24 protein-coding genes and 1 tRNA gene are annotated in these 24,860 nt (G+C 60.3%); 22 read left to right on the top strand and 3 right to left on the bottom strand.

Annotation, left to right across the window (positions count from 1 at the left end; all coding sequences use genetic code 11):
* The first annotated feature begins 61 nt into the window (after window positions 1-61).
* Together ACED88_RS02595 and ACED88_RS02600 are read left to right on the top strand one after the other, a co-directional pair.
* Window positions 62-343, top strand: coding sequence for a type II toxin-antitoxin system RelE/ParE family toxin (locus tag ACED88_RS02595; RefSeq protein ID WP_237185849.1), 282 nt, complete (start codon window positions 62-64; stop codon window positions 341-343).
* Window positions 303-629: a HigA family addiction module antitoxin gene (locus tag ACED88_RS02600; RefSeq protein ID WP_449107973.1), complete on the top strand. Its 327-nt coding sequence runs from the start codon at window positions 303-305 to the stop codon at window positions 627-629. Before ACED88_RS02595 ends, ACED88_RS02600 begins: the two co-directional genes overlap by 41 nt.
* Window positions 630-696: 67 nt before the next feature.
* Here ACED88_RS02600 and deoD read toward each other — a convergent pair whose 3' ends face one another.
* A complete protein-coding gene (gene deoD, locus ACED88_RS02605; protein ID WP_449107974.1) occupies window positions 697-1,419 on the bottom strand; it encodes a purine-nucleoside phosphorylase in 723 nt (240 codons plus the stop codon).
* A gap of 118 nt (window positions 1,420-1,537) precedes the next feature.
* On the opposite strand from deoD, the gene ACED88_RS02610 reads away from it, so the two are divergent.
* On the top strand, window positions 1,538-1,933 hold the full coding sequence (locus ACED88_RS02610) for a hypothetical protein (RefSeq protein WP_449107975.1): 396 nt from the start codon (window positions 1,538-1,540) through the stop codon (window positions 1,931-1,933).
* Window positions 1,934-1,937: 4 nt separating this feature from the next.
* Window positions 1,938-2,927 (top strand): GNAT family N-acetyltransferase, encoded by a 990-nt coding sequence (locus ACED88_RS02615; protein ID WP_449107976.1) that lies wholly within the window; start codon window positions 1,938-1,940, stop codon window positions 2,925-2,927.
* A 229-nt stretch (window positions 2,928-3,156) separates the two neighbouring features.
* Here the strand turns inward: ACED88_RS02615 and ACED88_RS02620 are convergent.
* Window positions 3,157-3,229, bottom strand: a tRNA-Arg gene (locus tag ACED88_RS02620).
* 121 nt (window positions 3,230-3,350) lie between these two features.
* Here ACED88_RS02620 and ACED88_RS02625 point away from each other — a divergent pair.
* The 9 genes from ACED88_RS02625 to ACED88_RS02665 all read left to right on the top strand — a co-directional run bounded on the left by ACED88_RS02625 (window position 3,351) and on the right by ACED88_RS02665 (window position 15,444).
* The gene (locus tag ACED88_RS02625) at window positions 3,351-4,265 is read left to right on the top strand and encodes an alpha/beta hydrolase fold domain-containing protein (RefSeq protein ID WP_449107977.1); all 915 of its coding nucleotides are present in this window, start codon (window positions 3,351-3,353) and stop codon (window positions 4,263-4,265) included.
* Window positions 4,266-4,275: 10 nt separating this feature from the next.
* A complete protein-coding gene (gene argS, locus ACED88_RS02630; protein ID WP_449107978.1) occupies window positions 4,276-5,937 on the top strand; it encodes an arginine--tRNA ligase in 1,662 nt (553 codons plus the stop codon).
* The gene (locus ACED88_RS02635) at window positions 5,938-7,422 is read left to right on the top strand and encodes a diaminopimelate decarboxylase family protein (RefSeq protein ID WP_449108638.1); all 1,485 of its coding nucleotides are present in this window, start codon (window positions 5,938-5,940) and stop codon (window positions 7,420-7,422) included. It begins immediately after the preceding gene.
* A 182-nt stretch (window positions 7,423-7,604) separates the two neighbouring features.
* Window positions 7,605-8,891 carry a homoserine dehydrogenase gene (locus ACED88_RS02640; protein WP_449107980.1) on the top strand — a complete coding sequence of 429 codons (1,287 nt, stop codon included), beginning with the start codon at window positions 7,605-7,607 and terminating at the stop codon, window positions 8,889-8,891.
* Window positions 8,892-8,903: 12 nt separating this feature from the next.
* A complete protein-coding gene (gene thrB / locus ACED88_RS02645; protein ID WP_449108639.1) occupies window positions 8,904-9,920 on the top strand; it encodes a homoserine kinase in 1,017 nt (338 codons plus the stop codon).
* A gap of 320 nt (window positions 9,921-10,240) precedes the next feature.
* Complete coding sequence (rho, locus tag ACED88_RS02650) at window positions 10,241-12,337, top strand: transcription termination factor Rho (protein ID WP_449107982.1); 2,097 nt, start codon at window positions 10,241-10,243, stop codon at window positions 12,335-12,337.
* A 15-nt stretch (window positions 12,338-12,352) separates the two neighbouring features.
* The gene (prfA, locus tag ACED88_RS02655; protein ID WP_135011527.1) at window positions 12,353-13,435 is read left to right on the top strand and encodes a peptide chain release factor 1; all 1,083 of its coding nucleotides are present in this window, start codon (window positions 12,353-12,355) and stop codon (window positions 13,433-13,435) included.
* Window positions 13,436-13,437: 2 nt separating this feature from the next.
* Complete coding sequence (prmC, locus tag ACED88_RS02660; protein WP_449107983.1) at window positions 13,438-14,361, top strand: peptide chain release factor N(5)-glutamine methyltransferase; 924 nt, start codon at window positions 13,438-13,440, stop codon at window positions 14,359-14,361.
* A gap of 15 nt (window positions 14,362-14,376) precedes the next feature.
* Complete coding sequence (locus ACED88_RS02665) at window positions 14,377-15,444, top strand: L-threonylcarbamoyladenylate synthase (protein WP_449107984.1); 1,068 nt, start codon at window positions 14,377-14,379, stop codon at window positions 15,442-15,444.
* On the opposite strand, the gene ACED88_RS02670 is transcribed toward ACED88_RS02665, so the two are convergent.
* On the bottom strand, window positions 15,441-16,514 hold the full coding sequence (locus ACED88_RS02670) for an NAD-dependent epimerase/dehydratase family protein (protein WP_449107985.1): 1,074 nt from the start codon (window positions 16,512-16,514) through the stop codon (window positions 15,441-15,443). The two genes, ACED88_RS02665 and ACED88_RS02670, sit on opposite strands and share 4 nt — an antisense overlap.
* 252 nt (window positions 16,515-16,766) lie before the next feature.
* Here ACED88_RS02670 and ACED88_RS02675 point away from each other — a divergent pair, with 252 nt between their 5' ends.
* The 9 genes from ACED88_RS02675 (at window position 16,767) to ACED88_RS02715 (ending at window position 24,849) form a co-directional block, all read left to right on the top strand.
* Complete coding sequence (locus ACED88_RS02675) at window positions 16,767-18,617, top strand: glycosyltransferase (protein WP_449108010.1); 1,851 nt, start codon at window positions 16,767-16,769, stop codon at window positions 18,615-18,617.
* Window positions 18,610-20,472 carry a polysaccharide biosynthesis protein gene (locus tag ACED88_RS02680; RefSeq protein WP_449107986.1) on the top strand — a complete coding sequence of 621 codons (1,863 nt, stop codon included), beginning with the start codon at window positions 18,610-18,612 and terminating at the stop codon, window positions 20,470-20,472. The genes ACED88_RS02675 and ACED88_RS02680 overlap by 8 nt, the downstream gene beginning before the upstream one ends.
* Window positions 20,472-21,500: an MraY family glycosyltransferase gene (locus tag ACED88_RS02685; RefSeq protein ID WP_449107987.1), complete on the top strand. Its 1,029-nt coding sequence runs from the start codon at window positions 20,472-20,474 to the stop codon at window positions 21,498-21,500. The genes ACED88_RS02680 and ACED88_RS02685 overlap by 1 nt, the downstream gene beginning before the upstream one ends.
* Entirely contained in the window at window positions 21,490-21,912 is a 423-nt protein-coding gene (locus ACED88_RS02690; protein ID WP_449107988.1) for a hypothetical protein, read from the top strand. Before ACED88_RS02685 ends, ACED88_RS02690 begins: the two co-directional genes overlap by 11 nt.
* A 24-nt stretch (window positions 21,913-21,936) precedes the next feature.
* Entirely contained in the window at window positions 21,937-22,191 is a 255-nt protein-coding gene (locus ACED88_RS02695; protein ID WP_185174458.1) for a hypothetical protein, read from the top strand.
* An 84-nt stretch (window positions 22,192-22,275) separates the two neighbouring features.
* Window positions 22,276-23,094 (top strand): F0F1 ATP synthase subunit A, encoded by an 819-nt coding sequence (gene atpB / locus ACED88_RS02700; RefSeq protein WP_449108640.1) that lies wholly within the window; start codon window positions 22,276-22,278, stop codon window positions 23,092-23,094.
* A gap of 136 nt (window positions 23,095-23,230) precedes the next feature.
* The gene (gene atpE, locus ACED88_RS02705; RefSeq protein WP_135011536.1) at window positions 23,231-23,440 is read left to right on the top strand and encodes an ATP synthase F0 subunit C; all 210 of its coding nucleotides are present in this window, start codon (window positions 23,231-23,233) and stop codon (window positions 23,438-23,440) included.
* Window positions 23,441-23,491: 51 nt separating this feature from the next.
* Window positions 23,492-24,037 (top strand): F0F1 ATP synthase subunit B, encoded by a 546-nt coding sequence (locus ACED88_RS02710; RefSeq protein ID WP_135011537.1) that lies wholly within the window; start codon window positions 23,492-23,494, stop codon window positions 24,035-24,037.
* Complete coding sequence (locus ACED88_RS02715) at window positions 24,037-24,849, top strand: F0F1 ATP synthase subunit delta (RefSeq protein ID WP_449107990.1); 813 nt, start codon at window positions 24,037-24,039, stop codon at window positions 24,847-24,849. The genes ACED88_RS02710 and ACED88_RS02715 overlap by 1 nt, the downstream gene beginning before the upstream one ends.
* The last annotated feature ends 11 nt before the right edge of the window (window positions 24,850-24,860 follow it).

Below are 24,860 nucleotides of genomic sequence, written 5' to 3' on the forward strand. Positions count from 1 at the left end.
TAAATGGGTTTAAGCCAGCCTACCTATTGAGCTATAACGTCTCGCGTTATAGCCTGGAGCTATGATTCAATCTTTCGCAGATCGAAACACGGAGAAGCTAGCCCAGCGCCAGCGGGTTCCCGTTTTTGACACGCGCATTGAACGAGTTGCTCTAAGGAAACTGAGATTATTGGATGCCGCTACATCACTCAATGACTTGAGAGTGCCCCCGGGTAACCGTCTGGAAGCCCTCAAAGGTGATAGGGCTGGGCAACATAGTATAAGAATTAATGATCAATGGAGAATCTGTTTTACCTGGACTCATGCAGGGCCCGAAGGAGTTGAAATCGTTGATTACCATTAGTTTGCCTCCGGTACACCCCGGGGAGGTTCTCCTCGAAGATTTTATGGAACCCCTTAGCGTGAGCCAGAACCAGGTTGCCCGGGCCATAGGAGTCTCACCGCGTCGGATTAACGACATTGTGCATGGTAGGCGAGCAGTAACAGCTGATACTGCGGCCCGGCTGTCTCGTTATTTTGGCACGAGCGCTGAGTTTTGGCTCAATCTACAGGCCCGGTATGAGCTAGATATGCTTGAAGAAACAAAGGCTGAGACTTTGGCAGCTATCGTTCCATTGAACGCTGCCTAGAGACGGGGACACCCCGTCCTCCTGCCCTGGGGCAGGGGAGCGGGGCGCGGGCGTCCTGACAGAAAATTTAGAGGCTGGCAGCGACGGGGAGAACGAGCTCCATCATGTCGGTGAAAGCGGTCTGGCGCTGCTCGGCGGTGGTCTCAACCCCCTTGAAGAGGTGGTCCGAGACAGTGAAAACAGAGAGAGCCTGTACACCGGCGGCGGCAGCCACAGCGTAGATACCGGCGGTTTCCATCTCAACAGCCAGCACACCCATCTCAGCCCACTTAGCGGCGTCGGAGAAGTCAGAGCGGTAGAAAACGTCAGAAGACAGCACATTACCCACGTTGAGGGTCTTGCCCTGGGCTTCGGCCTCCTTGGCCACAGCCGACAGCAGGGGCCAGGACGCGGTGGGGGCAAAGGTGCCGGGGAGCTTGTAGTGGTGCATGAAGTTAGAATCAGTCGAAGCTGCTGAAGCCACAACCAGGTCGAAAAGGTCAAGGCCCTCAGCCATGCCACCGCAGGTGCCGATACGGATCAGGTTCTTCACGCCAAAGGTGTGAATCAGCTCGTGGGCGTAGAGGCTGGCCGAAGGGATACCCATGCCGGTACCCATGACCGAAATGCGCTGGCCCTTGTAGTCGCCGGTGAAGCCGAACATGTTGCGTACAGTGTTGAACTGTACGACGTTCTCAAGGTAGGTATCGGCAATGAACTTGGCGCGCAGGGGGTCGCCGGGCAGCAGGATGGTTTCGGCAATTTCAGCGCCGTTCGGAGCAATGTGCGGGGTATTGACGGCTTCTGCCATGTCACTCTCATTTCTGGTGCGAAAGGGTGGGGTTTTCCCCCTAGTCTACCCGGCGTCATATAAGCAACCCTACTTAGTAATTTGGTAGTCTGGGAGGGAACGCCGAAAGGAGTATTCAATGACGAAAGCACTCTATCTCACCCTGGTCGCGGCTTTTGGTGCCTCAATTAGCGGCGTCATCGGTCTGTTGCGGGCCTTCGTGCTCCCAGAGCAAGAACTGACGCCCTATCTTATCGGTGTGACGATTGGGGCAGTTGCCCTGACTTTGATGAGCCTGGCTGCCCTGCGCTTCCCCGGCCCCGACCTTCACCTGATCTACCGTCGGCAGTTTACGGCTCGCCCCACTGGTGCCTTCCTGCTGGGCGCGGTGTTCGGGCTAGGAATAGGCCTGCCCCGCATCGACCCGCAGGACTTTATCTTCGATGCTATCTTCTCTATCATTTTTGCCCTGGTTATCGGAGTGATAGCAGCAGTCTGGGTTGCCTTCCGTCGGCCTGCTCCTGATCTAAACTAGGCACATGGAGCTACGCTACTGGGCGCTCACCGACGCCCCTGACCTTTACTCGATTTATCGCACATCCTCAGGCCTGGAGCGGCAGATGCCAGCCCTCACCAGCGAAGAGGACGCCCGGAACCTCATCGAAACCAGCTACCTACCGGCTGAAAACCGGGCTATTTTCTGCCTCAGCGACGAGGGGCGGCCCGCAGGGCTCGTCGGCCTAAACTTTACGGCCCGCAGTGACACCGGAGCCTGGGATAGGGCCTGGGTCTACTACTGGCTAGCTGACCCCTACCGCGGGCGGGGCTACACAAAAGCGGCTCTCACGGCGGTGTGCGCCTGGGCCCTGGGCGAGCCCGACCCCGCACCAACCCTACCTACTCTCGATACCGGCCTGCTGGCGTCCTTACCCTCACCCCGCCTCCGCCGCCTGGAACTGGGCTACCGGGCCAACAACCCCGCGAGCGGAGCCGTTGCCGCCGCAGCCGGGTTCCAGATTGAAGGGATTGAGCAGGAGAAGTTCCTCTACGCCGGGCAGACCTACGACGCGGTGATAGCTGCTAGGCTCCGCAAGGACGGACGCGCCACGGCCAGCCTGCGCCGCCAGGAGGCAGTTTCCCGCCCCGGCTTCCACCACGTTGAACTCTGGATCGAATCCCTGGCAACAGCCCTACCATCCTGGGCCTGGCTCACCCAGCAACTAGGGTGGACGCCCTATCAGGAGTGGCCCGGTGGAATCTCCTGGCAGGCTCATGATGGCTCCTACCTCGTCCTTGAAGAATCCCCCGATACCACCGGCCCCCATAACCGTACCCATGCTGGGCTCAACCACGTGGCCTTCACAGTGCCGTCCGCGGCCTTGCTCGATAAGCTCCGTAGCGAGGCTACCAGCCACGGCTGGAGTGAACTCTTCGCAGACCGATACCCGCATGCAGGCGGCCCCGACCACTACGCCCTCTACCTCGAAAATAAGCAGGGGTTTGAAGTGGAACTCGTTGCCCCAAACTAACCCGCACTTAGTCTGAAAACCCCGCAACTAGTTGCGGGTAAAACAGAATAAATGCGGGGAAGAAGGCGGACGCCGGGCACAAATAGAAAAGACCTGCCAGCGCTTCGCGCATTCTGGCTCCGCTTGTTTTAGCCGGCTAAAAGGCCCCACTGGGGCCTTTCTTCACGCCGGGCACAAAAAGAGAAGGTATGCCAGCGCTTCGCGCATTCTGGCATACCTTCTCTTTTTGTGCCCTCGAAAGGATTCGAACCTTCGACACCCAGCTCCGGAAACTGGTGCTCTATCCACTGAGCTACGAGGGCAACACTGAACCTTCACAATAGATAGTGAAACTCAGACCTGATTACTCTATCAGAAACCCCGCCCCACAACACAAACCGATTACAGTAGGAACAAAGACCAGCGCACCGAAGGGCTGAATCAATGACCACACTCACCGGCAACTACGCGGGAACCAACCACCCCTCCCAGACCTTTGACTTCTACCCGCCCAGTGCGCCCACCGGTGAACATCACCCCGTGCCCCTGCTCATTTACGTCCACGGCGGAGCCTGGCGATTCGGCGATAAATCCTCCTTCCTCTTAGCCGATAACGGTTTACACCGCGTCCGCGAACGCTTCGCCCACGCCGGCTACGCCACAGCCTCCATCAACTACCGCCTCAGCCACGAAGCCCTCTTCCCCGCCCAAATCAACGACCTCAAAACAGCCATCCGCTACTTCAAAACCAGGGCCGAAGACTTCGGAATCGACCCCAACCGTATCGTCCTCGCAGGCGGATCGGCGGGCGGGCACCTGGTCCAGCTAGCCGCCGCCACCGGCCACCTGAACGAGCCCTACCTCGAAGGCCTCTCAGCCAGTGCGCTCACTGCCCGCACCATCGCAGGTGAGTCGGATTCGTCCGTCCGCTGTGCCGTCTCAATCTACGGGGTCAGCGACCTGCGCACCATCTTCGATGACCGCGTGGCCTGGGGCTTCCCCTACGACCACCCCGAGGACGACGGCGCCGAATGGCGGCTACTCGGCTCCACCTACCCCGCCCCGACAGGCACCCCAGCAGAGATCAACTGGGCCAAAGCCCACCCCATCGACTACATACAAGAAGCCCAGAGAACCGGCGACCGAACCCACGCCCCGGTCTACTACATCCACGGCACCGCAGACACCTGCGTACCGCCCAATCAGTCCGTCGAGGCCCACCGTGCCCTCTCAGCCGCCGGAATCGCCACCGAACTCACCCTCATCGGGGGAGCAGAGCACTCCGACCCGGCCATCTACGCCAGTGAGAGCACCTGGGAACATATCATTCGCTGGGTAGGTGAACAGCTCACCCTGTAGACTTGACCCTATGACTCCCGAAGAACTCTCAAGTGCAATTGACGGCGCGCTGACCGCAGCGTTCGAAGCCGGCGAACTGACCCTGACCGACGGCGAAACCGCCCCCTCTGTGCGCGTAGAGCGCCCCAAGAACCGCGACCACGGCGACTGGGCCACCAACATCGCCCTGCAGATTTCTAAAAAGGTGGGGAAGAACCCCCGCGAGGTAGCCCAGATCCTGGCTGCCCGAATCACCGAGATTGCCGGTGTGGCAAGCGTCGATATCGCTGGCCCCGGCTTCCTCAACATCACCCTGGACGCCGCCGCGGCGGGTGAGCTGGCCAAGACCATCGTTGAGCAGGGCTCAGCTTTTGGTACTAATGAAACCCTGGCCGGTCAGACCATCAACCTGGAGTTCGTCTCCGCTAACCCCACCGGCCCCATCCACCTGGGCGGTACCCGCTGGGCCGCTGTGGGTGACTCCCTGGCCCGTATCTTCATCTCCCAGGGTGCCAAGGTCGTGCGTGAGTACTACTTCAACGACCACGGCAACCAGATTGACCGTTTTGCTCGCTCCCTGCTGGCCCGCGCCAAGGGTGAGGAGGCTCCCGAGGACGGCTACGGTGGCGAGTACATCACCGATATCGCCAACCGGGTGCTTGAAGTTCGCCCCGACGCCCTTGACGCCGAAGATCCCCAGGAAGTTTTCCGCGCTACCGGTGTTGAATTCATGTTCGAGGACATCAAGGCCTCCCTGCACGACTTCCACGTCGATTTTGACGTCTACTTCCACGAGAACTCCCTCTTTGAAAACGGCAAGGTAGACGAGCTGCTTGAGAAGCTCAAGGAATCCGAGAACCTCTACTTTAAGGACGGCGCCTGGTGGCTCAAGTCCACCGACTTCGGCGACGATAAGGACCGCGTGGTCATCAAGTCTGACGGCAACGCCGCCTACATCGCCGGTGATATCGCCTACTTCCAGGACAAGACCAAGCGCGAAGAGAACCCCGCTGACCTGGCAATCTACATGCTGGGTGCTGACCACCACGGCTATGTAGCCCGCCTCAAGGCCGCTGCCGCTGCCCTGGGCGATGACCCCAACATGGTTGAGGTCATGATCGGCCAGATGGTTAACCTGGTCAAGGACGGTACGCCCGTGCGTATGTCCAAGCGCGCCGGTACCGTTGTGACCCTGGAAGACCTGGTTGAAATCGTGGGCGTGGATGCAGCCCGCTACTCCCTGACCCGTTACTCGGTAGACTCCAACATCGATATCGACCTGGATCTGCTGACCAAGCAGTCCAACGAGAACCCGGTCTTCTACGTGCAGTACGCCCACGCCCGCACCTGCGCTATCGCCCGCAACGCTGAGGCAGCCGGCGTCACCACCGACTCCGTCGATACCGCCCTGCTGAACTCAGAGGCAGACTCAGCCCTGCTGGCTGCCCTGGGCCAGTTCGCCGGTGCCGTCAAAGAAGCCGCTGACTTCCGTGAGCCCCACCGCGTGGCCCGCTACCTGGAAACCCTGGCCGGTGCCTACCACCGCTGGTACGGTGTCTCCCACGTTGCCCCCAAGGGCGATGAAGAGGTCACCGACCTGCACCGCACCCGCCTGCTGCTGAACAACGCTACCCGCCAGGTATTGGCCAACGGCTTAGGGCTGCTGGGTGTAAGCGCACCGGAGAAGATGTAAATGGGCGCAGAAGCCGCACTGTTCAAGCCCGACTGGCTGAGCTACCCGTCCGCCCCGGCCGACCTTGACCCGGTGATTTGGATGCCCTCCTTCACCCGCTCCAAGACCGGCGAACTTGAGGTAGACGGCATCCCCGTCAGCCGCCTGGTCGCTGACTTCGGAACCCCCGAATACGTCTTTTCTGAGACCACCTTCCGCGCCCGCGCCGCTGAGTTCCGGTCAGCCTTTGAGACCGCTTTTGAGAAGCACGGGGCTGAGGTCTCGGTCTACTACGCCGGTAAGTCCTTCCTGGCAACCTCTGTTGCCAAGTGGGCTGAGGAAGAAGGGCTGTGCCTCGATACCGCCAGCGGCGGGGAGCTGGCTATTGCTATGCGCGCCGGAGTTCCCGGACAGAAAATCGCCCTGCACGGTAACAACAAGTCGGCTGATGAAATCGCCCGCGCCCTGCGCTACGGGGTAGGACGCCTGGTGGCCGACTCGGTGCCCGAGGTGCAGCTCATTGCCCGGGTAGCAGCCGAGCTCGGTCTGGTCGCTCCGGTCATGTTGCGCGTGACCCCGGGCGTCCACGCCTCAACCCACGACTTCATTGCCACCGCCCACGAGGACCAGAAGTTTGGCCAGTCCCTGGCAGCCGGTACAGCACCCCTGGCCGGCCTGTCACTTGAAGAACTGGCCGAACTGGGTATCACGGCGGATGATGCCTACGCCACCGTGGCTGCCGCTCTGGCCCTGGCCAGTGAGCACATTGACCTGCGCGGTTTGCACTGCCATATCGGCTCCCAGATTTTTGAGGCCGAGGGCTTCGGTAAGGCCGCTGAGAAGGTGCTGACCTACATGCAGCAGCTCAATGAGCGCTTTGGCGTGGTGCTGCCCGAGATTGACCTGGGTGGCGGCTACGGTATCGGCTACACCGAGCAGGACACCCCGCGCGGTTCAGCCGATATTGCTACCGAGCTGGCCGACATGGTCTCTAAGACCTGCGCCAACGTGGGTATGGCTATACCTCACCTCTCCTTTGAGCCTGGGCGTTCCATCTCGGGCCCCTCGGGTATCACCCTCTACACGGCCGGTACCATCAAGGACGTGGCGATTGAGGACGAGAACGGGGACACCCGCGTGCGCCGCTACGTCTCGGTCGACGGTGGCATGAGCGATAACCCCCGCCCGGTGCTTTATGAGTCCGACTACGCCGTAACCCTGGCTAACCGGGCTCCGGCAGGGGAGCAGATTCTCTCCCGCGTGGTGGGTAAGCACTGCGAATCCGGCGATATTGTGATTCGCTACTGCTACCTGCCGGCTGACCTGGCAGCGGGAGACATTCTGGCTGTTCCGGCCACCGGTGCCTACAACCACGTTATGGCCTCGAACTACAACTACCTGACCCGCCCGCCGGTCATCGCTACGGCTCAGGGTAAGGAACCGCGCGCTATTATCCGCCGCGAAACTGAAGAAGACATGCTGGCCCGAGACCTGGGTCTAGTTTAGGTTTCTTTACCAGGACGCCGCCTGCCAGCTGCCCTGCCTGCGGGCAGGGAGCGGTGAGGCGGCGTCCTGCCATCAACCACTCCGTGAGAAAATAAAGTTCATACTCTGGGTTATGCTGTCTTACCCGCTAGCATGGTGAGCGTACCCCTGAACCTATTTCCCATCTACGTCAGGAGACGCTCTTGGGCAACACCACCATCAAAGTAGCGCTACTGGGCGCCGGTAACGTCGGCTCGCAGGTAGCCCGCATGCTCACCGAAGACGCCGAGTCCCTGCAAGACCGCATTGGTGCGCCGGTTGAGCTCATCGGTATTGCCGTGCGCGATACCTCAGCCAAGCGCCACTATGAGGCTGCGCCCGAGCTCTACACCACCGATGCCGAGGCGCTGATTGACGCTGCCGATGTGGTCATTGAACTGACCGGCGGTATCGAGCCTGCCCGCACCCGCATCCTGCGTGCTCTGAACGCCGGCAAGTCGGTGGTATCGGGTAACAAAGCCTTGCTGGCTAAGCACGGTGTAGAACTGGCTGCTGCCGCAGCTAAGAGCGGAGCCCAGCTCTCCTATGAGGCTGCGGTTGCTGGTGCTATCCCCATCCTGCGCCCCCTGCGCGACTCTCTGGCCGGTGACCAGATTACCCGCGTGCTGGGCATCATGAACGGCACCACCAACTATATCCTGGACCAGATGGACACCACCGGCGCCCAGTTCACCGACGCCCTGGCCGAGGCTCAGCGCCTGGGCTACGCCGAAGCTGACCCCACCGCCGATATCGAGGGCCACGACGCCGCCTCGAAGGCCGCAATCGTTGCCTCCCTGGCCTTCCACTCTGACTTCACCATCGACGACGTTCACTGCGAGGGCATTACCTCCATCACCGCCGACGATGTGGCGGCAGCCGCTGCCGACGGCTACGTTATCAAGCTCCTTGCGGTCTGCGAAAAGGACGGCGAGGGCATCAACATTCGTGTGAATCCCACCCTGGTGCCCCGCACCCACCCGCTGGCGTCCGTCCACGGTGCTTTCAACGCTGTCTTCGTGCAGGCTGAAAACGCCGGTGAGCTCATGTTCTACGGCCCCGGCGCAGGCGGCGCCCCCACCGCCTCTGCGGTACTGGGTGACTTCGTTTCCCTGGCCCGCCGCCTGGTGCTCGGTGGCCCGGGTATCCCCGAGTCCTCCTTTGCCCAGCTGGCTGCCACCCCCATGAACGACGTTGTCTCCCGCTACTCTGTGGGTATCGTTGTGGAAGACAAGCTGGGTGTTCTGGCCAACATCGCCCGTATCTTTGCCGAGCACGGAGTCTCTATCGAGACCATGCGCCAGGCTAAGGGCACCGGCGACGGCACCAGCGCCTCCATCCGTATCGTCACCCACCGCGCCACCGACGCTAACCTGCGCAAGACCATGGCCGTGGTGGACGCCCTCGATACCGTCCGCGACATCACCTCCGTTATCCGTGTAGAAGGCTAAACACCGATTCTTATGTCACTTCCCATGATCGACGGCTCAGACGAGCCCTTCGTCCAGCCCGATGTAATCCCCGTTGGCGCGCGCGTGACCGTCAAGGTCCCGGCCTCTTCAGCCAATCTCGGCCCCGGCTATGACTCTCTCGGTCTGGCCCTGGCCCACTATGATGACCTGACGGTCACCCGCGTGCCCGGGGTGGGGGAGTTGACCTTCGATCTCACCGGTGAGGGGGCGAGCGAGGTTCCGCAGGACGCCAGCCACCTGGTGGTCAAGGCCATGGCGACTGCCTGGAAGGCCGTGGGGCTCTTCGAACTGCCCTCCCTGCATATTCAGGCCCATAACCGCATCCCGCATTCTCGCGGTATGGGGTCATCCGCTTCAGCCATCGTGGCCGGCGTGACTGCAGCGAACGGCCTGCTCCCCGCTGAACTTCAGCTTGATGACGAGGCTGTACTGCAGATTTGTTCGGGCATGGAAGGCCACCCCGATAACGTGGCCCCCTCCCTCTACGGCCATGTGGTGATTTCCTACGGGGACGACTCGGGCTGGCACTCCCTGCCCGTACCGGCCCACGAGAACGTACTGCCGGTCATCGCAATTCCTGACTACGAGGTGCCGACCAAGGTAGCCCGCGGCCTCATTCCCGAGACCGTTCCCCACAGGGAAGCCGCCGCCAACTCCGGCTGTGCGGCCCTGCTGACCCAGGCACTGGCGTCCTACCCCGACTACCTACTGCCCGCAACCAGCGACCTGCTGCACCAGTCCTACCGCGCCGTTGCCATGAAGCCCTCAGCGGCCCTGGTTAAGTACCTGCGCGGCAAGGGCTTTGCCGCGGTCATCTCGGGGGCAGGGCCCACCGTCATGGCCCTGGCTAACGGGGCGGACGAACGCGCCCGAGTTCGCGAAGCCATTGAGGCCTTCGCCACCGAAAGCGAGCCTAATCAGCACGAGAGTCGGGCTGTAAGCTGGCGGGTGCTCGATATCGATATCGACACTAAAGGTGTTATGCTTACTTATGAGGAAACCGCCTAGCGCGCTCCAGCACTAATTGTGCCCGGGCTCGCCTGTGTTGGCCTCATCCCACGGTTTGGCAGGTCTGTAGAAGCCTCAGCAGGTTCAACCGTTCATTTACGTCTTTCACTGAAATAGTGGTGGCGTTCCCTTGCCGGGTATCCCGTCAGCTACCGTTTGGTGCAGCCGGGCGCCCGAACCCGGGTCACCTGATACTCTCGCTTTCCCAGCGACAGCGTCACCTGACCCCTGAAACTATCACTCGCCCGCTCTGGGCATGGCGCATCTGTTGCGCCAGAACAACCCGCGAAATCAACAACATTTCGAGAGAAGGAATCTTCGTGGCAGAAAACACCGACCTGACCGCAGGTACGGAGGCCGCAGCAGCGGCTGAGCAGAAGTCCCCCAGCCTGAGCACCCTCAAACTTGCTCAGCTCCAGTCCCTGGCTTCCCAGCTGGGCATCACCGGCGCTCGCCGCATGCGCAAATCAGATTTGGTTGAGGCTATCTCAGCCCACCAGCGCGGCTCGGCTGTAGCAGACCGCCCTGCGGAGACTGCTGACCAGGCAGAGAAGCCTAAGCGCACCCGTACCCGCAAGACCGCAGCCGAGAAGGCTGCCGAAGCAGAAGCTCCCGCCGAGGCTCAGCCTGAGGCAGAGAAGCCCAAGCGCACCCGCACCCGCAAGACCGCAGCTGAAAAGGCTGCCGAAGCAGAGCAGCCCAAGGGGCAGGACGCCGCCGAAGCCGCTGACGCACCTGCTGAAGCTACTTCTGAGAAGCCCGCTACCAAGCGTCGCGGTAACCGTCGCGCCACCAGCTCAACCGTAGCTGCTGAGGCCCAGAATGAAACCAAGCCCGATACCTCTGCCCTTGAGGCGGTTGAAGCTGCCCTTGACGGCCTGGAGTCCCAGAAGGCTGCCCGCAACGAGCAGAACGAGGGCGAAGAGGGTGCCAAGCGCACCCGTACCCGCACCCGTACCGACCGTCGCCGCAAGAACGAGGGTGAGAACGTCGATTCTGCCGAGCAGAACGAGGCCTCCGCTGAGAACGGCGAGAAGAACGAGCGTTTTGAGCGCAAGAACCGTCGCGACCGCAACGACCGCGATAACCGTCAGGACCGCGGCGATAAGCAGGATCGCGATAACCGCGACCGCGGTGGCAAGAACGACCGCCAGAACAACAACGGCCCCGACGAAGACCGCCGTAACAACCGCAAGAACCGCCGCGACCGTCAGGCAGAGCGCCGCGAACGCCGTAACAACCGCCGCGACGACTACGAGCCCGAGATCAGCGAAGACGACGTGCTGATTCCCGTCGCCGGTGTGCTCGACGTCCTCGATAACTACGCTTTCGTGCGTACCTCCGGCTACCTGCCCGGCACCAACGACGTTTACGTTTCCCTGGCCCAGGTCAAGCGTTACGGCCTGCGCAAGGGTGACGCTGTGGTCGGTACCATCCGTGCCCCCCGCGAAGGCGATAACAACAACCGCCAGAAGTTCAACGCCCTGGTACAGCTGACCTCCATCAACGGCCTGACCCCCGAAGAGTCCAAGGGCCGCCGCGAGTTCAACAAGCTCACCCCGCTCTACCCCAAGGAGCGCCTGCGTCTGGAGACCGATCCCAAGAAGCTCGGTACCCGCGTCATCGACCTGATTGCCCCCATTGGCAAGGGCCAGCGCGGCCTGATTGTGGCACCTCCCAAGGCCGGTAAGACCCTGATGCTGCAGTCCATCGCCAACGCGATTACCACCAACAATCCCGAGGTTCACCTCATGATGGTTTTGGTGGACGAACGCCCCGAAGAAGTCACCGACATGCAGCGCACCGTCAACGGTGAGGTTATCGCCTCCACCTTTGACCGCCCGGCAGATGACCACACCACCGTTGCCGAGCTCGCCATCGAGCGTGCCAAGCGCCTGGTGGAGCAGGGCCGCGACGTCGTCGTCCTGCTGGACTCCATGACCCGCCTGGGCCGCGCCTACAACCTGGCAGCGCCCGCCTCAGGCCGCATCCTCTCCGGTGGTGTAGACGCAGCTGCCCTCTACCCGCCCAAGAAGTTCTTCGGCGCTGCCCGCAACATCGAAGAAGGCGGCTCACTGACCATTCTGGCGACCGCCCTGGTCGAGACCGGCTCCAAGATGGACGAGGTCATCTTCGAAGAATTCAAGGGCACCGGCAACATGGAACTGCGCCTTTCCCGCCAGCTGGCAGACAAGCGTATCTTCCCCGCCATCGACCTCAACGCGTCCTCAACCCGTCGCGAAGAGGCCCTGCTCTCACCCGACGAGGTCAAGATTATGTGGCGCCTGCGCCGCGTGCTGGCCGGCATGGACCAGGAACAGTCCCTGTCTGTTCTGCTCTCCAAGCTGCGCGAGACCCAGTCCAACGTCGAATTCCTGCTCACCGTTGCTAAGAGCGGCCTGGGCCACGGCGAATAAGGAAAGGACATCACCGTGATTGAATCTATCCAGGGTCTGCTCGACGAGCACGCAGACCTCCAGAAGCAGCTGGCTGACCCAGCCGTCCACGCTGACCAGGGTAAGGCCCGTAAGCTGGGTCGCCGCTACTCAGAGCTCAACGGCATCGTTGAAGCCTACAACCGCGTCAACACCCTGCGCGACGACATCGAAGCTGCCCGCGAGATGGCTGCCGAAGACCCCGACTTTGCTGACGAGGTCAAGGAGCTTGAAGCCCAGCTGCCCGAGGCTGAAGAGAAGCTGCGCCGTCTGCTGATTCCCCGTGATCCGGACGACGGCCGCAACGTCATTCTCGAAGTCAAGGGTGGCGAAGGTGGCGACGAGGCTTCCCTCTTTGCTGCTGACCTGCTGCGCATGTACACCCGCTACGCCGAGTCTAAGGGTTGGAAGACCGAAATGATTTCCTCCCAGACCACCGACGTGGGCGGTTACAAGGACGCCCAGGTAGCTATCAAGGGCACCTCGAATGACCCCGCCGAGGGCGTCTGGGCCCACCTCAAGTACGAGGGTGGCGTGCACCGTGTGCAGCGTGTTCCGGCGACCGAGTCCCAGGGACGTATCCACACTTCAGCTGCCGGTGTGCTGGTCTTCCCCGAGGTTGATGAGCCCGAGGAAATCGAGATCAACCAGAACGACCTGAAGATTGACGTCTACCGTTCTTCTGGCCCCGGCGGTCAGTCGGTGAACACCACCGACTCCGCTGTGCGTATTACCCACCTGCCCACCGGCATCGTGGTTGCTATGCAGAATGAGAAGTCACAGATTCAGAACCGTGAAGCTGCTATGCGCGTGCTCCGTGCCCGCCTGCTTGCCTGGCAGCAGGAGCAGATTGACGCCGAGAACGCCGAGAAGCGCCATTCTCAGGTGCGCACCATGGACCGTTCAGAGCGCATCCGCACCTACAACTTCCCTGAAAACCGTATTGCCGACCACCGCACCGGTTACAAGGCCTACAACCTGGATGCCGTACTCAACGGTGACCTTGAGGCTGTTGTGCAGTCCGCTATTGAGATGGACGAGGCTGCCCGCCTTGAGAAGCTCGGTCAGGAAGACAAGTAAGCGTGGCTGATTTTAGCCTGGAGCCCGGCGAAGAGCTTGATTCAGCCCTTCGCCGGGCTGCGCTCTATCTTGGCGCAGCCGGTATTGACTCGGCTGCGGTAGATGCGCAGCTTCTTGCCGCTTACCTGTTGGAGAAGGACGCCGGTGAGCCGGTATCGCGGGGGCGCGTTCAGTCCCTGGCCCTGCTGGGGCACCCGGCACCTGAGGGCTTTGCCCGTCTGGTAACCCTGCGCGGTGAGCGCCTGCCCCTCCAACACCTGACTGGCCAGGCCCACTTCCGGGGCCTGACCCTGTCGGTGGGGCCGGGTGTTTTTGTGCCCCGTCCCGAGACCGAGCTGCTGGTGGATCACGCCCTCACCGCCTACCGGGGCATGGCTGAGGCCCTGCCCGCCCAGCCCCTGGTGGTTGACCTGTGTACCGGGTCAGGCGCCATTGCAGCTGCCCTTGCTACCGAGCTAGCCGCAGATGAGCAGGTGCCGACCCCGCGCGTCCTTGCCGTTGAACTCTCGACCGAAGCGGCTGCCTGGGCTGAGCGTAACCTGGGCCCCGCTGGGGTGGAACTGGTAGCAGGCGATGCCCGCACGGCCCTGCCCGGCTACGAGGGAACCGTGGCCCTGGTGGCTTCCAACCCGCCCTATATCCCTGCCGGGGCAATTCCTAAAGATCCAGAGGTTCGCGACCACGACCCGGCCCTGGCTCTCTACGGCGGGGGAGAGGACGGTATGGAGTTACCTACCGCCATCGCAGCCCGGGCCTATGCCCTTCTCGCTCCCGGCGGCTACCTGATTATGGAGCACGCCGAAACCCAGCAGGAACTGATGCGTCAGGCCCTTGCCGCCGCCGGCTTTGAAGGTATCGAATCTATTGACGACTTCGCGGGTAAACCCCGTCACACCTCGGGCTATAAACCGCTACCAGGCACCTAAGAATGTGAAAGAATAATGAGCGTGAAAGCAACCATTGTTAGTGCAACCGACCCTGAGACCCTGGGCGACGCCATCGCGACCGCCAACTCAGCAATCGGCGCAGCCAAGACCATCGTGATTCCTACCGACACCGTGTACGGTATCGCCACCGACGCCTTCTCCGTTGAGGGCGTTGGGAACCTGCTTGCCGCTAAGGGCCGTACCCGGCAGATGCCCCCGCCGGTACTCATTTACGACCAGTCTGTGCTGCCGGGTTTGGCCGATGAGATTTCTGAGGACGCCCGCGCCCTGGCTACCGAGTTTTGGCCCGGTGCTCTCACCCTGATTTTCTATTCTCAGCCCTCCCTGAATTGGGACCTGGGCGAGACCCAGGGAACCGTTGCCCTGCGCGTTCCTAATGACCCGGTTGCTATTGAGCTTCTGAAAAACCTGGGCCCGCTGGCTGTTTCTTCAGCCAATAAGACCGGGCGCCCGGCAGCTACGACCGCCCAGGAAGCCATGACCCAGCTGGGTAACGACGTTGAGGTGATTTTCGACGGCGGTCCCCGCCCCGAAAACCGCCCTGAGGGCTTTGAAGCCAAGGACGCCCTACCTTCGACCATCGTGGACTGCACCTCTGACCGCCTGGTCGTGGTGCGCGAGGGCGCAATTTCAGTAGAGCGCCTGCGCGAGGTCGTACCCGGTGTGCTAACCCGCGCCGAATTTGAGGCCCAGGAGAAGGCCCGCCGCGAAGCTGAGTCAGCTCTGGTAGCTAGCTCAGAGGCGATGGAAGATACCGAGTTTTCGCCCCGCCAGGTGGATGAGCCTGAGACAGAAGAGGTTGAGGCTGCCTCCCGCCAGGCCGCCGCTCCTGTAGCTGGTTCGCTCGCTGCGGGTCTGGTAGGCAGTGCTAGCGGCACCGCAGCCGTTGACCAGCGCCGTACGGCAAGCGCTCACGCGCCTGAGACTCGCGTGGTGAAAGGCGATACTAAGCCCTACTCGGTGGCCGACGCCCGTTCGCTGGTGTTCGGCACCCAGAAAGAAGCCCCCGCCGAACCGCTGACCGAAGCGGATGGCGAGGGTAACGAAACTCCTACCGTCTAGTTTTCAAACTTGCGGTCCTGCCTGGTGCCTAGCGCGCTGTGGGCGGTGCGAAGCACCTCGCTCACCCGTGCTTGGGGTACCAGGCCATTTTTTTGAGCCCATGAATCGTCGATATCCTGGCCGAACCACATCACCTCGACCCGGCGGACGGGGCCGGTTAGACGGTCACCCAGGAGCTCAGAGACCCTGTAACCGGTGGCAACCAGAGCCCGGCAGAGGGCGACCGGTAGATGCAGGGGGCGGCGGCGTCCTGCGTCAATAAGGACGGACTCGGTGGTTGCCCCTTCCCAGGGCTGCATTACGATGGCGGGCAGAGGGCCGGTGAAACTGGCTACCCGGTAGACGAATTCTGCCAGGGCGTAGTTGGAGGAGACCGGGGTGCGCCGCGGGGTGCGCCCTGCGACGGACGCCAGCGGGGAGGACGCAATTTTTGCGAAAGCCTCGGTGGTTCGGCGTCCGCGGCCCTGCACACTCGTAGCCCGGATAATGCAGATATCAACCGCGTGATCCCCGGCTACAGCGACGGGGGAGTGAGAAGGAGCCGCCGGGAATTCCGACGCTTCAGAGCCGGGAGCCTGCCCCTGAGCAGCTGTTTCTTCGATAAAAGCCCGCAGGGCCAGAAGCACCTCTTCGCCCAGGACCTTCGAGAAAGAGTAGGCAGAGAACGGCTGTGTTTCTTCGCTCGGAGTGAGCGTAGGAACAGGCCCAAGCACAGCTGCCGAGCTGAGGTGAATCACCCTGCTGACACCGGTGCGCTGGGCTGCGATAGCGATAACGGCAGGGAGTAGGGCATTTGCGCCCAGTAGGGGAGCTAGGTCTTCCTGATCAGGGGCAGCCAGGCCCGAAGCGTTGATAACTACCTCGCACCCTGCGAAAGACTCGGCGAGAGTGTCGATGATACCGTCCAGCTGACGGGCCTCGCGAATGAGCTGCTCAGCTTCGGCTGTGCGGGTCAGCAGGCGGGGAGCTTCAACAGCATCAACCTGAACACCTTCAGCAGCCAGCCGGGCGACAATCGATGATCCCACAAACCCGCTTGCCCCAATTACTTTCCATGTGGCCTGAGCCATGCCTATACTCCGTCCGTGCGGTGGTTACCGGTAGGTCGTCTGTGACCCTACCCCTAGGGTGACACAGGTCAGGCAGAATTACACGTAGGACAGGCTATAAAGGGGTGCGCTTCGGGGTAGCTGATCTCTGGCGCTGGGCTAATCCACAGGTGAATTCGCTAAACTTAGATAGAGTTGTGTGAATTTTGCCTTGACCCCGACATAAACACACGTGTACAGGTGGCCTCACCCCACGAAAGGACCTGTTTGCCCATGGTATCTGCCCCTATGCCCCAGCCGCGCCCCCAGGAGCGCATTGTCGCTGTAGTGGTAACGTATAACCGCCGTGAGCTGCTTGAACAGACCCTAGCCGGGATAGAGGCGGGGGAGCTGACCCCCGATACGGTCATCATCGTCAATAACGCTTCCACCGACGGCACCGAGGAATTTCTGGTTGGCTACAAGAGCTCGCTGGCTACCGACATTGTGCACCTACCACAAAATGTGGGAGGTGCAGGCGGCTTTACCGTGGGCATTGACCGGGCCCTGAACCGGCATGCGGCAGACCTGGTCTGGGTCATGGATGACGACACGGAACCTACCGAAAATACCCTCTCTGAGGCCTACCGGGCTTGGGCTGATTACTCGCCGGTACGGGCAGAGCGCCCGGCCGTTGTAGCCTCAAAGGTGGTGTGGACCAACGGCCAGGACCACCCCATGAACACCATGCGCACCATGTTCGCCGCAGGCCCTGACCGTACCGCGCGGGCAGCTGCTGTCGGCGCCCGCCCGATCCGCTCGGCGTCCTTTGTTTCAATCTTGATGGACGCTGCCGCCATGCGAGCCACCGACCTGCCCCTGGCGGACTTCTTTATCTGGAACGACGACTTCGAATACACCACCCGCTTGATTCACCACAGCAACGGTATTGCTACTGAGAGGTCGGTAGCCCGTCATCACACCAAGACATTTGGTACCACAGATGCAAAACCCGGCCCCCGTTTCTACAACGATGTACGCAATAAGCTCTGGGTTTTTTGTGCCCGTCGCACCCTAACTCCGCTGGAGAAGCTGCTCTACGGCGGTTCGACAGCCCGCCTGTGGGTCAGCACCCTGCTGCGCACCGATGAGAAGAAGACCTACACCGGCTATTTTCTTAAGGGACTTCAGGACGCTGCCGCCGGCTATCGCTCTAATAGCGAGGTACTGGACGGTGTATACCAGCTTGAAACCCCCCAGCTGGCCCAGCGTATCAAAGCAAACTACGGGAGCGACCCCAAATTTTCTGTTTTGATGAGCGTTTATTCCGGGGATCAGCCCGAGCATCTGCGCCTGGCCCTAACCTCGAACACCGAGGGTCAAACCTTGCAGCCCAACCAGCTGGTACTGGTGCAAGATGGCCCCGTGAGCGCTGAGCTTTCTCAGGTTATCGCTGATTTTGAAGAGCAGAGCTCCCTGCCGGTGACCGTGGTTCGTCTTGAAGATAATCACGGCCTAGCTGCTGCCCTGCACGAGGGGCTGGGATACTGTATGTACGATATAGTTGCCCGAGCAGACTCAGATGATGTTTCTGCTCCTGAACGCTTTGCCCAACAGATACCTCTGGTCGCTCAGGGCCACTTTGACGTGTTGGGCAGCGCCATGCACGAGTTTAAGGATGACCCCGCCCGCCCCGAGGCTGAACGGAAGGCGGTGACCGGGGCGAGAGCTATTCGAGAGACACTACCGAAGCGCAACCCCATGCTGCACCCCACCGTGGTCTTCCGTAAGAGCGCTGTGGAGGCTGTCGGTAGCTACGTTGAGGTTCCGGGCGCTGAAGATTACTGGCTCTGGGCCCGCATGAGCCGCGCCGGATTCGTCCTGGGCAACCTGAGCCAGCCCCTGGTAAGCTACCGGGTCGCCACAGCTTATACCCGACGCGGCGGGCTAGAAGCTCTGCGCAAGGACCTCCAGGTCCAGCGCAGGCTCTATACCGGGGGAGTGCTGAGCTCCGTCCGCTTCGCCCAGAACCTAGCCATACGCGGTGTCTACCGCCTAGCACCAGAAGAACTGCGCACCCGGGCCTTTAGGGCCATGACCGGCCGAACCCCGCAGGGGAAGAAAGAGAAGGGCAGCAATGTCTAAAGAAGCGTCCCCGCAGACTACCTCTATTCCCATTCTGACATCGAGCACCGAGCGGAAGACCTGGTGGAAGTACGTGCAGATGGGGCTCGACTCCCTAGCCTGGCTGATAGCCCTACCCGCTGCCTTTGTTCTGCGTTACGGCATGGACCTTAGCCAGATTGATGTAGGCGGGCTCACCGCGGTTGCCCTGGTGATGGTCACCCTGCAAATCGGTGGTGGCCTGATGATGGGTCTCTACCGCGGCGTCCACAGCTACGGCACCCTGCAAGAGGGGAGCAAGCTCTACCCCCTGATATTAGCTAACACCATCATTATGCAGATACTGCTGATGGTATCGTCTCGAGCCTTTGGGGTACCCCGCTCGGTGGTGCTGATTGCCTTCCCCATCGCTGTTTTGCTGATGATGGGCTTCCGCTATAGCAAGCGAATCTATGAGGAAAAGACCAACCGCCCCAGCGGTAAAGATGTGCAGCGGGTGATTGTGTACGGCGCAGGTTTTCTGGGCCGCAACCTGGTGTCAACCTTGATGACCGACCCCAAGGCCAAGTACCTGCCGGTCGCGATTGTTGACGATGACCGGTCGGTGCGGAACGCCCGTATTCATTCGGTTAAGGTTGAGGGAACCAGCGCTGATCTGGCGGCTCTGGTAAAACACCACCAGGCTGAGAAAGTGCTCATTGCTATTGGTGAAGAAATTCCTGAACGACGCCTGGTTCGCATCGCTCAGAGTATGAAAGAACTGGGCGTAGAGACCATACGTATCAACTCTGCCGTTCCCGATATTGGTCACGGTCGCCGACGCAGTGAAGAGAATAATGAGCGGGAGCTTCTTGAGAAGATTCGCGGCACAATTGACTACAAGATTGACCATGACCTCATTCGTAGCTATGTGCAGGGTCGACGGGTACTTGTGACCGGCGCTGGTGGGTCGATTGGCTCTGAGCTCTGCCGCCAGATTAGTGCCTACCAGCCGGCTGAGCTTATGATGCTCGACCGCGACGAGTCCCTGCTCATGGATACCCGGTATTCTCTGACCGGCCTATCAAGCCTGGACGACCCCAGCGTGATTCTGGCGGACGTACGGGATGCTGAGGCATTAGAGGCGGTCTTTGCTGAACGTCAGCCTGAGGTTGTATTTCACGCTGCCGCTCTTAAGCACGTCTCTGCCCTTGAGGCTTACCCAAAGGAAGCCTACAAAACCAATACTCTGGGTACCGCTAACGTACTAAAGGCTTCAGCTCAGGTTGATGTTCAGGTTTTTGTCAATATCTCGACCGACAAGGCTGCTGACCCCACTACAGCCCTGGGGCAGTCCAAGCGCAGCGCGGAAATGCTGACGAGCTGGTATGGCGAGCAGACCGGGCGTACCTATGTCTCGGTGCGCTTCGGCAACGTTTTTGGCTCTCGAGGTTCTATCAAGCCCCTCTTTACCAAACAGATTCTGGACGGCGGGCCCCTGACCGTGACCGATCGGAACGCCACCCGCTACTTCATGCTGATTCCAGACGCCTGCCTGCTGGTCATGCTGGCCGGGGCAATCGGACGCAGCGGCGAGGTGATGGTACTCGATATGGGCGAGCCGGTTAAGATTCTCAAGGTGGCGGAGCATATGCGCAGCCTCTATGAGCGCTTCGACGTGGCTATCGAGGTTATTGGCCTGCGTGCGGGCGAAAAGCGCGACGAGGTACTTTTCGGCCAGGACGAGGTACACGAGCGCAGCGAAGAGAACGAAAATATCATGAGGGCTCAAGCTCCCAGGCTTGACCCAGCTGACCTTGACTACGCCCGCTGGCTTGAAAACTACCGTAGCCACCGCGGATACGACCGCACCGAGCACCGGGGGCAGGAGGCCTAATGACTACCTCAGAACTTCTGGCTCTGCTTCTGGTGCCCACCGTTGTCGGCCTGGTCGCTGGTCTGCTCTTACCCTTCGCCGTGCGTCCGCTCCTGCACCGCTGGAACCTGGTCGACATCCCCACCGCACGGTCTTCCCACAGCTCCCCGGTATTCCGAGGCATGGGGCTAGCAACCGCACTTGCAGCGGTGCTGGCCTACCTGGTTGCCCTCATCGACGGACAGATTTTTACTGATCGGTCTATCGCCCTCTTCGTGCTCTTTGGCATGGTGGCATCGGGCGCCCTGGGCTGGATGGAGGACTACCGAGGGGTCTCTATCAAGGTTCGCTTTGCGGCCCAGCTGCTCATCGGCGCTATCGTCACTCTGGGAATGACCCTGATGCTGGGGACCTCCATCTTCTGGGTTCCCCTAGGGGTCTTTGCGATCGCCGCATACATCAACGTGGTGAACTTTATGGACGGCATTAACGGCATCTCGGGCCTTCACGGTTTTGCTGTGGGCGGGGCTTACGCTTACGCGGGGTGGGTCAATCAAATGCCCTGGTTGCTTGCCGGGGGAGCGGCCGTGGCTGCGGCCTGCCTGGCCTTCCTGCCCTGGAACGTGCGCACCGGTAAAAATGTGTTTTTGGGGGACGCTGGTTCCTACTTCCTGGGGGGAGCTATCGCTTCTATGGCGGTGGGTGCTTTCCTTTCGGGGGTTTATGTTGAGTACATCCTTGCCCCTCTACTGGTTTACCTAACAGATACCGGAACCACGCTACTGCGCCGAATCGTGCGGGGTGAGCAGTGGTACAAACCCCACCGCACTCATGCCTATCAGCGCCTGACGGATGTCGGTTTCAGCCACTTGGGCAGTGCAACCCTTGTGACACTCACTACTTTTGTGGTGACTGCTGTGACCGTGCTGGCTTTACCCTTCGAGACCCAGAATGCTGTTTGGTCTGCCCTATTAGTTGTGCTTATCTTGGCCCTTTACATCTTTTTGCCGACCATGCTCGGGAAGGTGCGTCAGAAAAATGGGGCCTAAGCCGCTGGGCATCAACGAGATGCCCTGGTTAAAAATCTTCCGGTCTGTCTCACTGGCTTTGGCTATCTTGGCCCTAGTCGGTACGATAGTTGGTGTACTTATCGCAGGTAAACCGGCTGCGGGTGGGTTCCTTACGGGGCTTGCCCTGGTTTATCTCAGTTTCGCGGTCGGAATCATGGTTGTGATACCGGCTGAGAAGAAGTCGATGAAAGCGGCGGCAGCGGCTCTAGCGGCCATGTATCCGTTCAAGATTATGGTTTTCACCGGCCTCTTAGTGTTCGCCCCTATACCGCAGGATTTTCGTAACGGCTGGCTTCTCACCGGAGCCGTCCTGGCACTGGCGGCCCAGCTTGTCATCGAAACGAAAATTATCTCGAAACAGAGAATCCTCTATTTCGATTCGGTAGGATGAAACTAGGCAAAGGAGCATACACCCGTGGGCAACACCGACGATAAGTGGTACAAGCAAGATAAGCAGTTGCGCTCTGCTGGCGACCTGGTTGCCGGTGGCGGAACAGCCGGAGCCTTTATGACACTTCTGTACGTCATGATAGGCATTGGTATCTGGAGTTTGGTAGGCTATGGTCTGGACCACTTACTAGGTACAACCTGGATTGCTTGGGTAGGCGGATTCGTTGGCGCCTTTGGTGGTATCTACCTGGTATTTATCCACATGCAGCAGCGTAAATAAGACCAACTGGAACCGGTTGGCACACACATACTTTTGATTCTTTAAACCTCTGAGGTTGCTGGAGCCAGCGGCCAACACGAAGCAATGAAAGGACTTGCCTTGATTTCAAACGGGCTAGTTGTCGCAGCGGGAGAGCAGCAGGGCTACGTTCCGCCCACTATCGATGATATGCACCTGCCTGCCATCTTCACGATCGGTGATTTTGAGTTCAGCAAGCAGATGCTTCTGGTCATCCTGTCGGTGGTCATCGTTGCTGGCTTCTTCCTTTTCGCTGCCCGCAAGCGTGCCATGGTTCCCTCACGTACCCAGTTCGTGGGCGAGATGGGTTACGGCCTGGTCCGTAACAGCCTGGGCAAGGAACTGATTGGCGCCCACCACTACAAGCCTTTCGTTCCCCTGCTCTTCACCGCCTTCTTCTTCATCCTGGTGAACAACCTCTACGGTTCAATTCCCTTCGTCCAGCTGCCCACCATGTCTCACGTAGGTTCTGCCTACGCCCTGGCAGGTATCGCCTACCTGACCTGGGTTGGTGTTGGTATCAAGCGCAAGGGTCTGGGGAAGTTCTTCAAGGATCTCACGATGCCCTCAGGCGTTCCTTGGCCTGTTTACATCATCTTGATTCCGATTGAGTTCATGTCAAACATGCTCATCCGCCCCGCAACTCACGCCCTGCGTCTTTTCGCTACCATGTTCGGCGGCCACCTGGCGATTATGGTTGCAGCATCCCTTACCCAGTACCTGATTGTTGAAGCAGGCGGAATCGCCGCTATCGCATCGGTCGGTTCAGGCGCCCTGGGTCTCTTCCTCTACTTCCTGGAACTCATGATTCAGGTTATCCAGGCCTACGTCTTCGCCCTGCTCCTTGCGGTCTACCTGCAGGGCTCGGTCTCAGAAGGCCACTAAAAATATAGGTTTTCTCCGTTGGTTATACCGGCGGACGAGAAAAGCAACCCGCTTTAGCGGGGAGTGTCCACATCAAAACTCTGCCCCTTACACAACACACAAACCGCAAGGGGCACTGTGAAAGGAAACAAACATCATGGAACTCACCGGTTCACTTACCGCAGTTGGTTACGGTCTGTCAGCTATCGGCGGTGGCATCGGCGTAGGTCTGATCTTCGCAGCCTACATGACCTCTGTTGCCCGTCAGCCCGAGTCACAGCGCACCCTGCAGCCCATGCTCTTCCTGGGCTTCGCACTGGTTGAAGCACTGGCAGTTCTCGGCCTGGTTCTTGCGTTTATCAAGTAATTTTTGGCCCCGCCAAAAGATTGACCAAACTATAGAACAGGAAAACCCCCTATGTCTCACTTAATGGCAGCAGCAGAGGGCGCGAACCCTCTGATCCCCAATGTCTGGGAAATCGCCATTACCGCCATCGGGTTCCTGCTCCTCCTCTTCATCGTCACCAAGTACGTTGTCCCGGCATTCGAAAAGATTTACCAGGACCGTAAAGAAGCAATTGAGGGTGGTCTAGCCAAGGCTGAAAAGGCTCAGGCAGAGGCCGCGGCAGCACGCGAAGAGTACGGCCAGCAGCTCGAAAGCGCTCGTCTGGAAGCTCAGAAGATTCGCGAAGAAGCACGCGCCGAAGGCGACGCCATCGTGGCAGAAGCTAAGGAGCGCGCAAACGCTGAGGCCGCTCGCATCACCGAAAACGCCCAGAAAACCATCGAGGCAGAACGTGCAGCTGCCGCAGCATCACTTCGTACCGAAGTTGGCGCTCTGGCAACCTCACTGGCTGGCAAGATTGTGGGCGAATCCCTCAACGATGATGAGCGATCCGCACGTGTAGTCGATCGTTTTCTTGCTGACCTTGACGCGCAGCAGCAGGCAGGTGCAGCCCGCTAATGTCAGCAGTATCGACTGAATCACTGAACAAGGTGGAACAGGTTCTGGTGGCCCAGCCTACCGATAACCCGACCCACCTCGCAGAAGAGCTCTTCGCTGTTGTCGACGCTATCGACAGCAACGGCGGGTTCCGGCGAGGTCTAACCGATCCTTCCCGCGAAGCAGCGCAGCGAGCAGGCATCGCCCGCTCCGTTCTGGGCGGCAAGATTTCCGACGCCGCTCTGGCTATTGTTTCTGCAGCAGCAGAAGCCCGCTGGAGTGAAGAACGCGATCTGGCTGATGCCCTCGAAACAACCGCTGTTACCTCAGTAGCGCTTTCTGCTGAACAGCGCGGAGGTATCGATGCACTAGAGCAGACCGTCAACGAACTACTGACCTTCATCAACACCGTTGATGCCTCAGCAGAAGCACAGGCTGCTCTTGCCGATACCAGGGCAAGCAAGGAAGCACTCAAGAAGCTGGCTGTCAGCCTCGGTGGACATGTAGCTACCGCTGAAGGCAAGCTTCTGCTAGAACGAGTTGCCACTGCGGCCCGCGGAACCACCGCAGCCCGTCTGGCTAACGAGTTCGTAGAAATCATCGTCAAGCGTCAAAACCGTTGGATCGCACGAGTCACCTCAGCAACCGCGCTGACTGCAGAGCAGATTGCAAAGCTGCAGGGGTCACTCAACAAGACCTACGGCAAGGAGCTGAAGCTCGACATCACCGTAGACCCCGCACTTCTGGGCGGTCTGCGCGTGCAGGTAGGGGACGAAGTCATCGATGGCTCACTGTCTACCCGACTGTCAGAACTCAGCCGCGCTTTCGCATAGGCGATTTACAC

It is taken from the genome of Rothia sp. 11273D007AR (assembly GCF_053547255.1).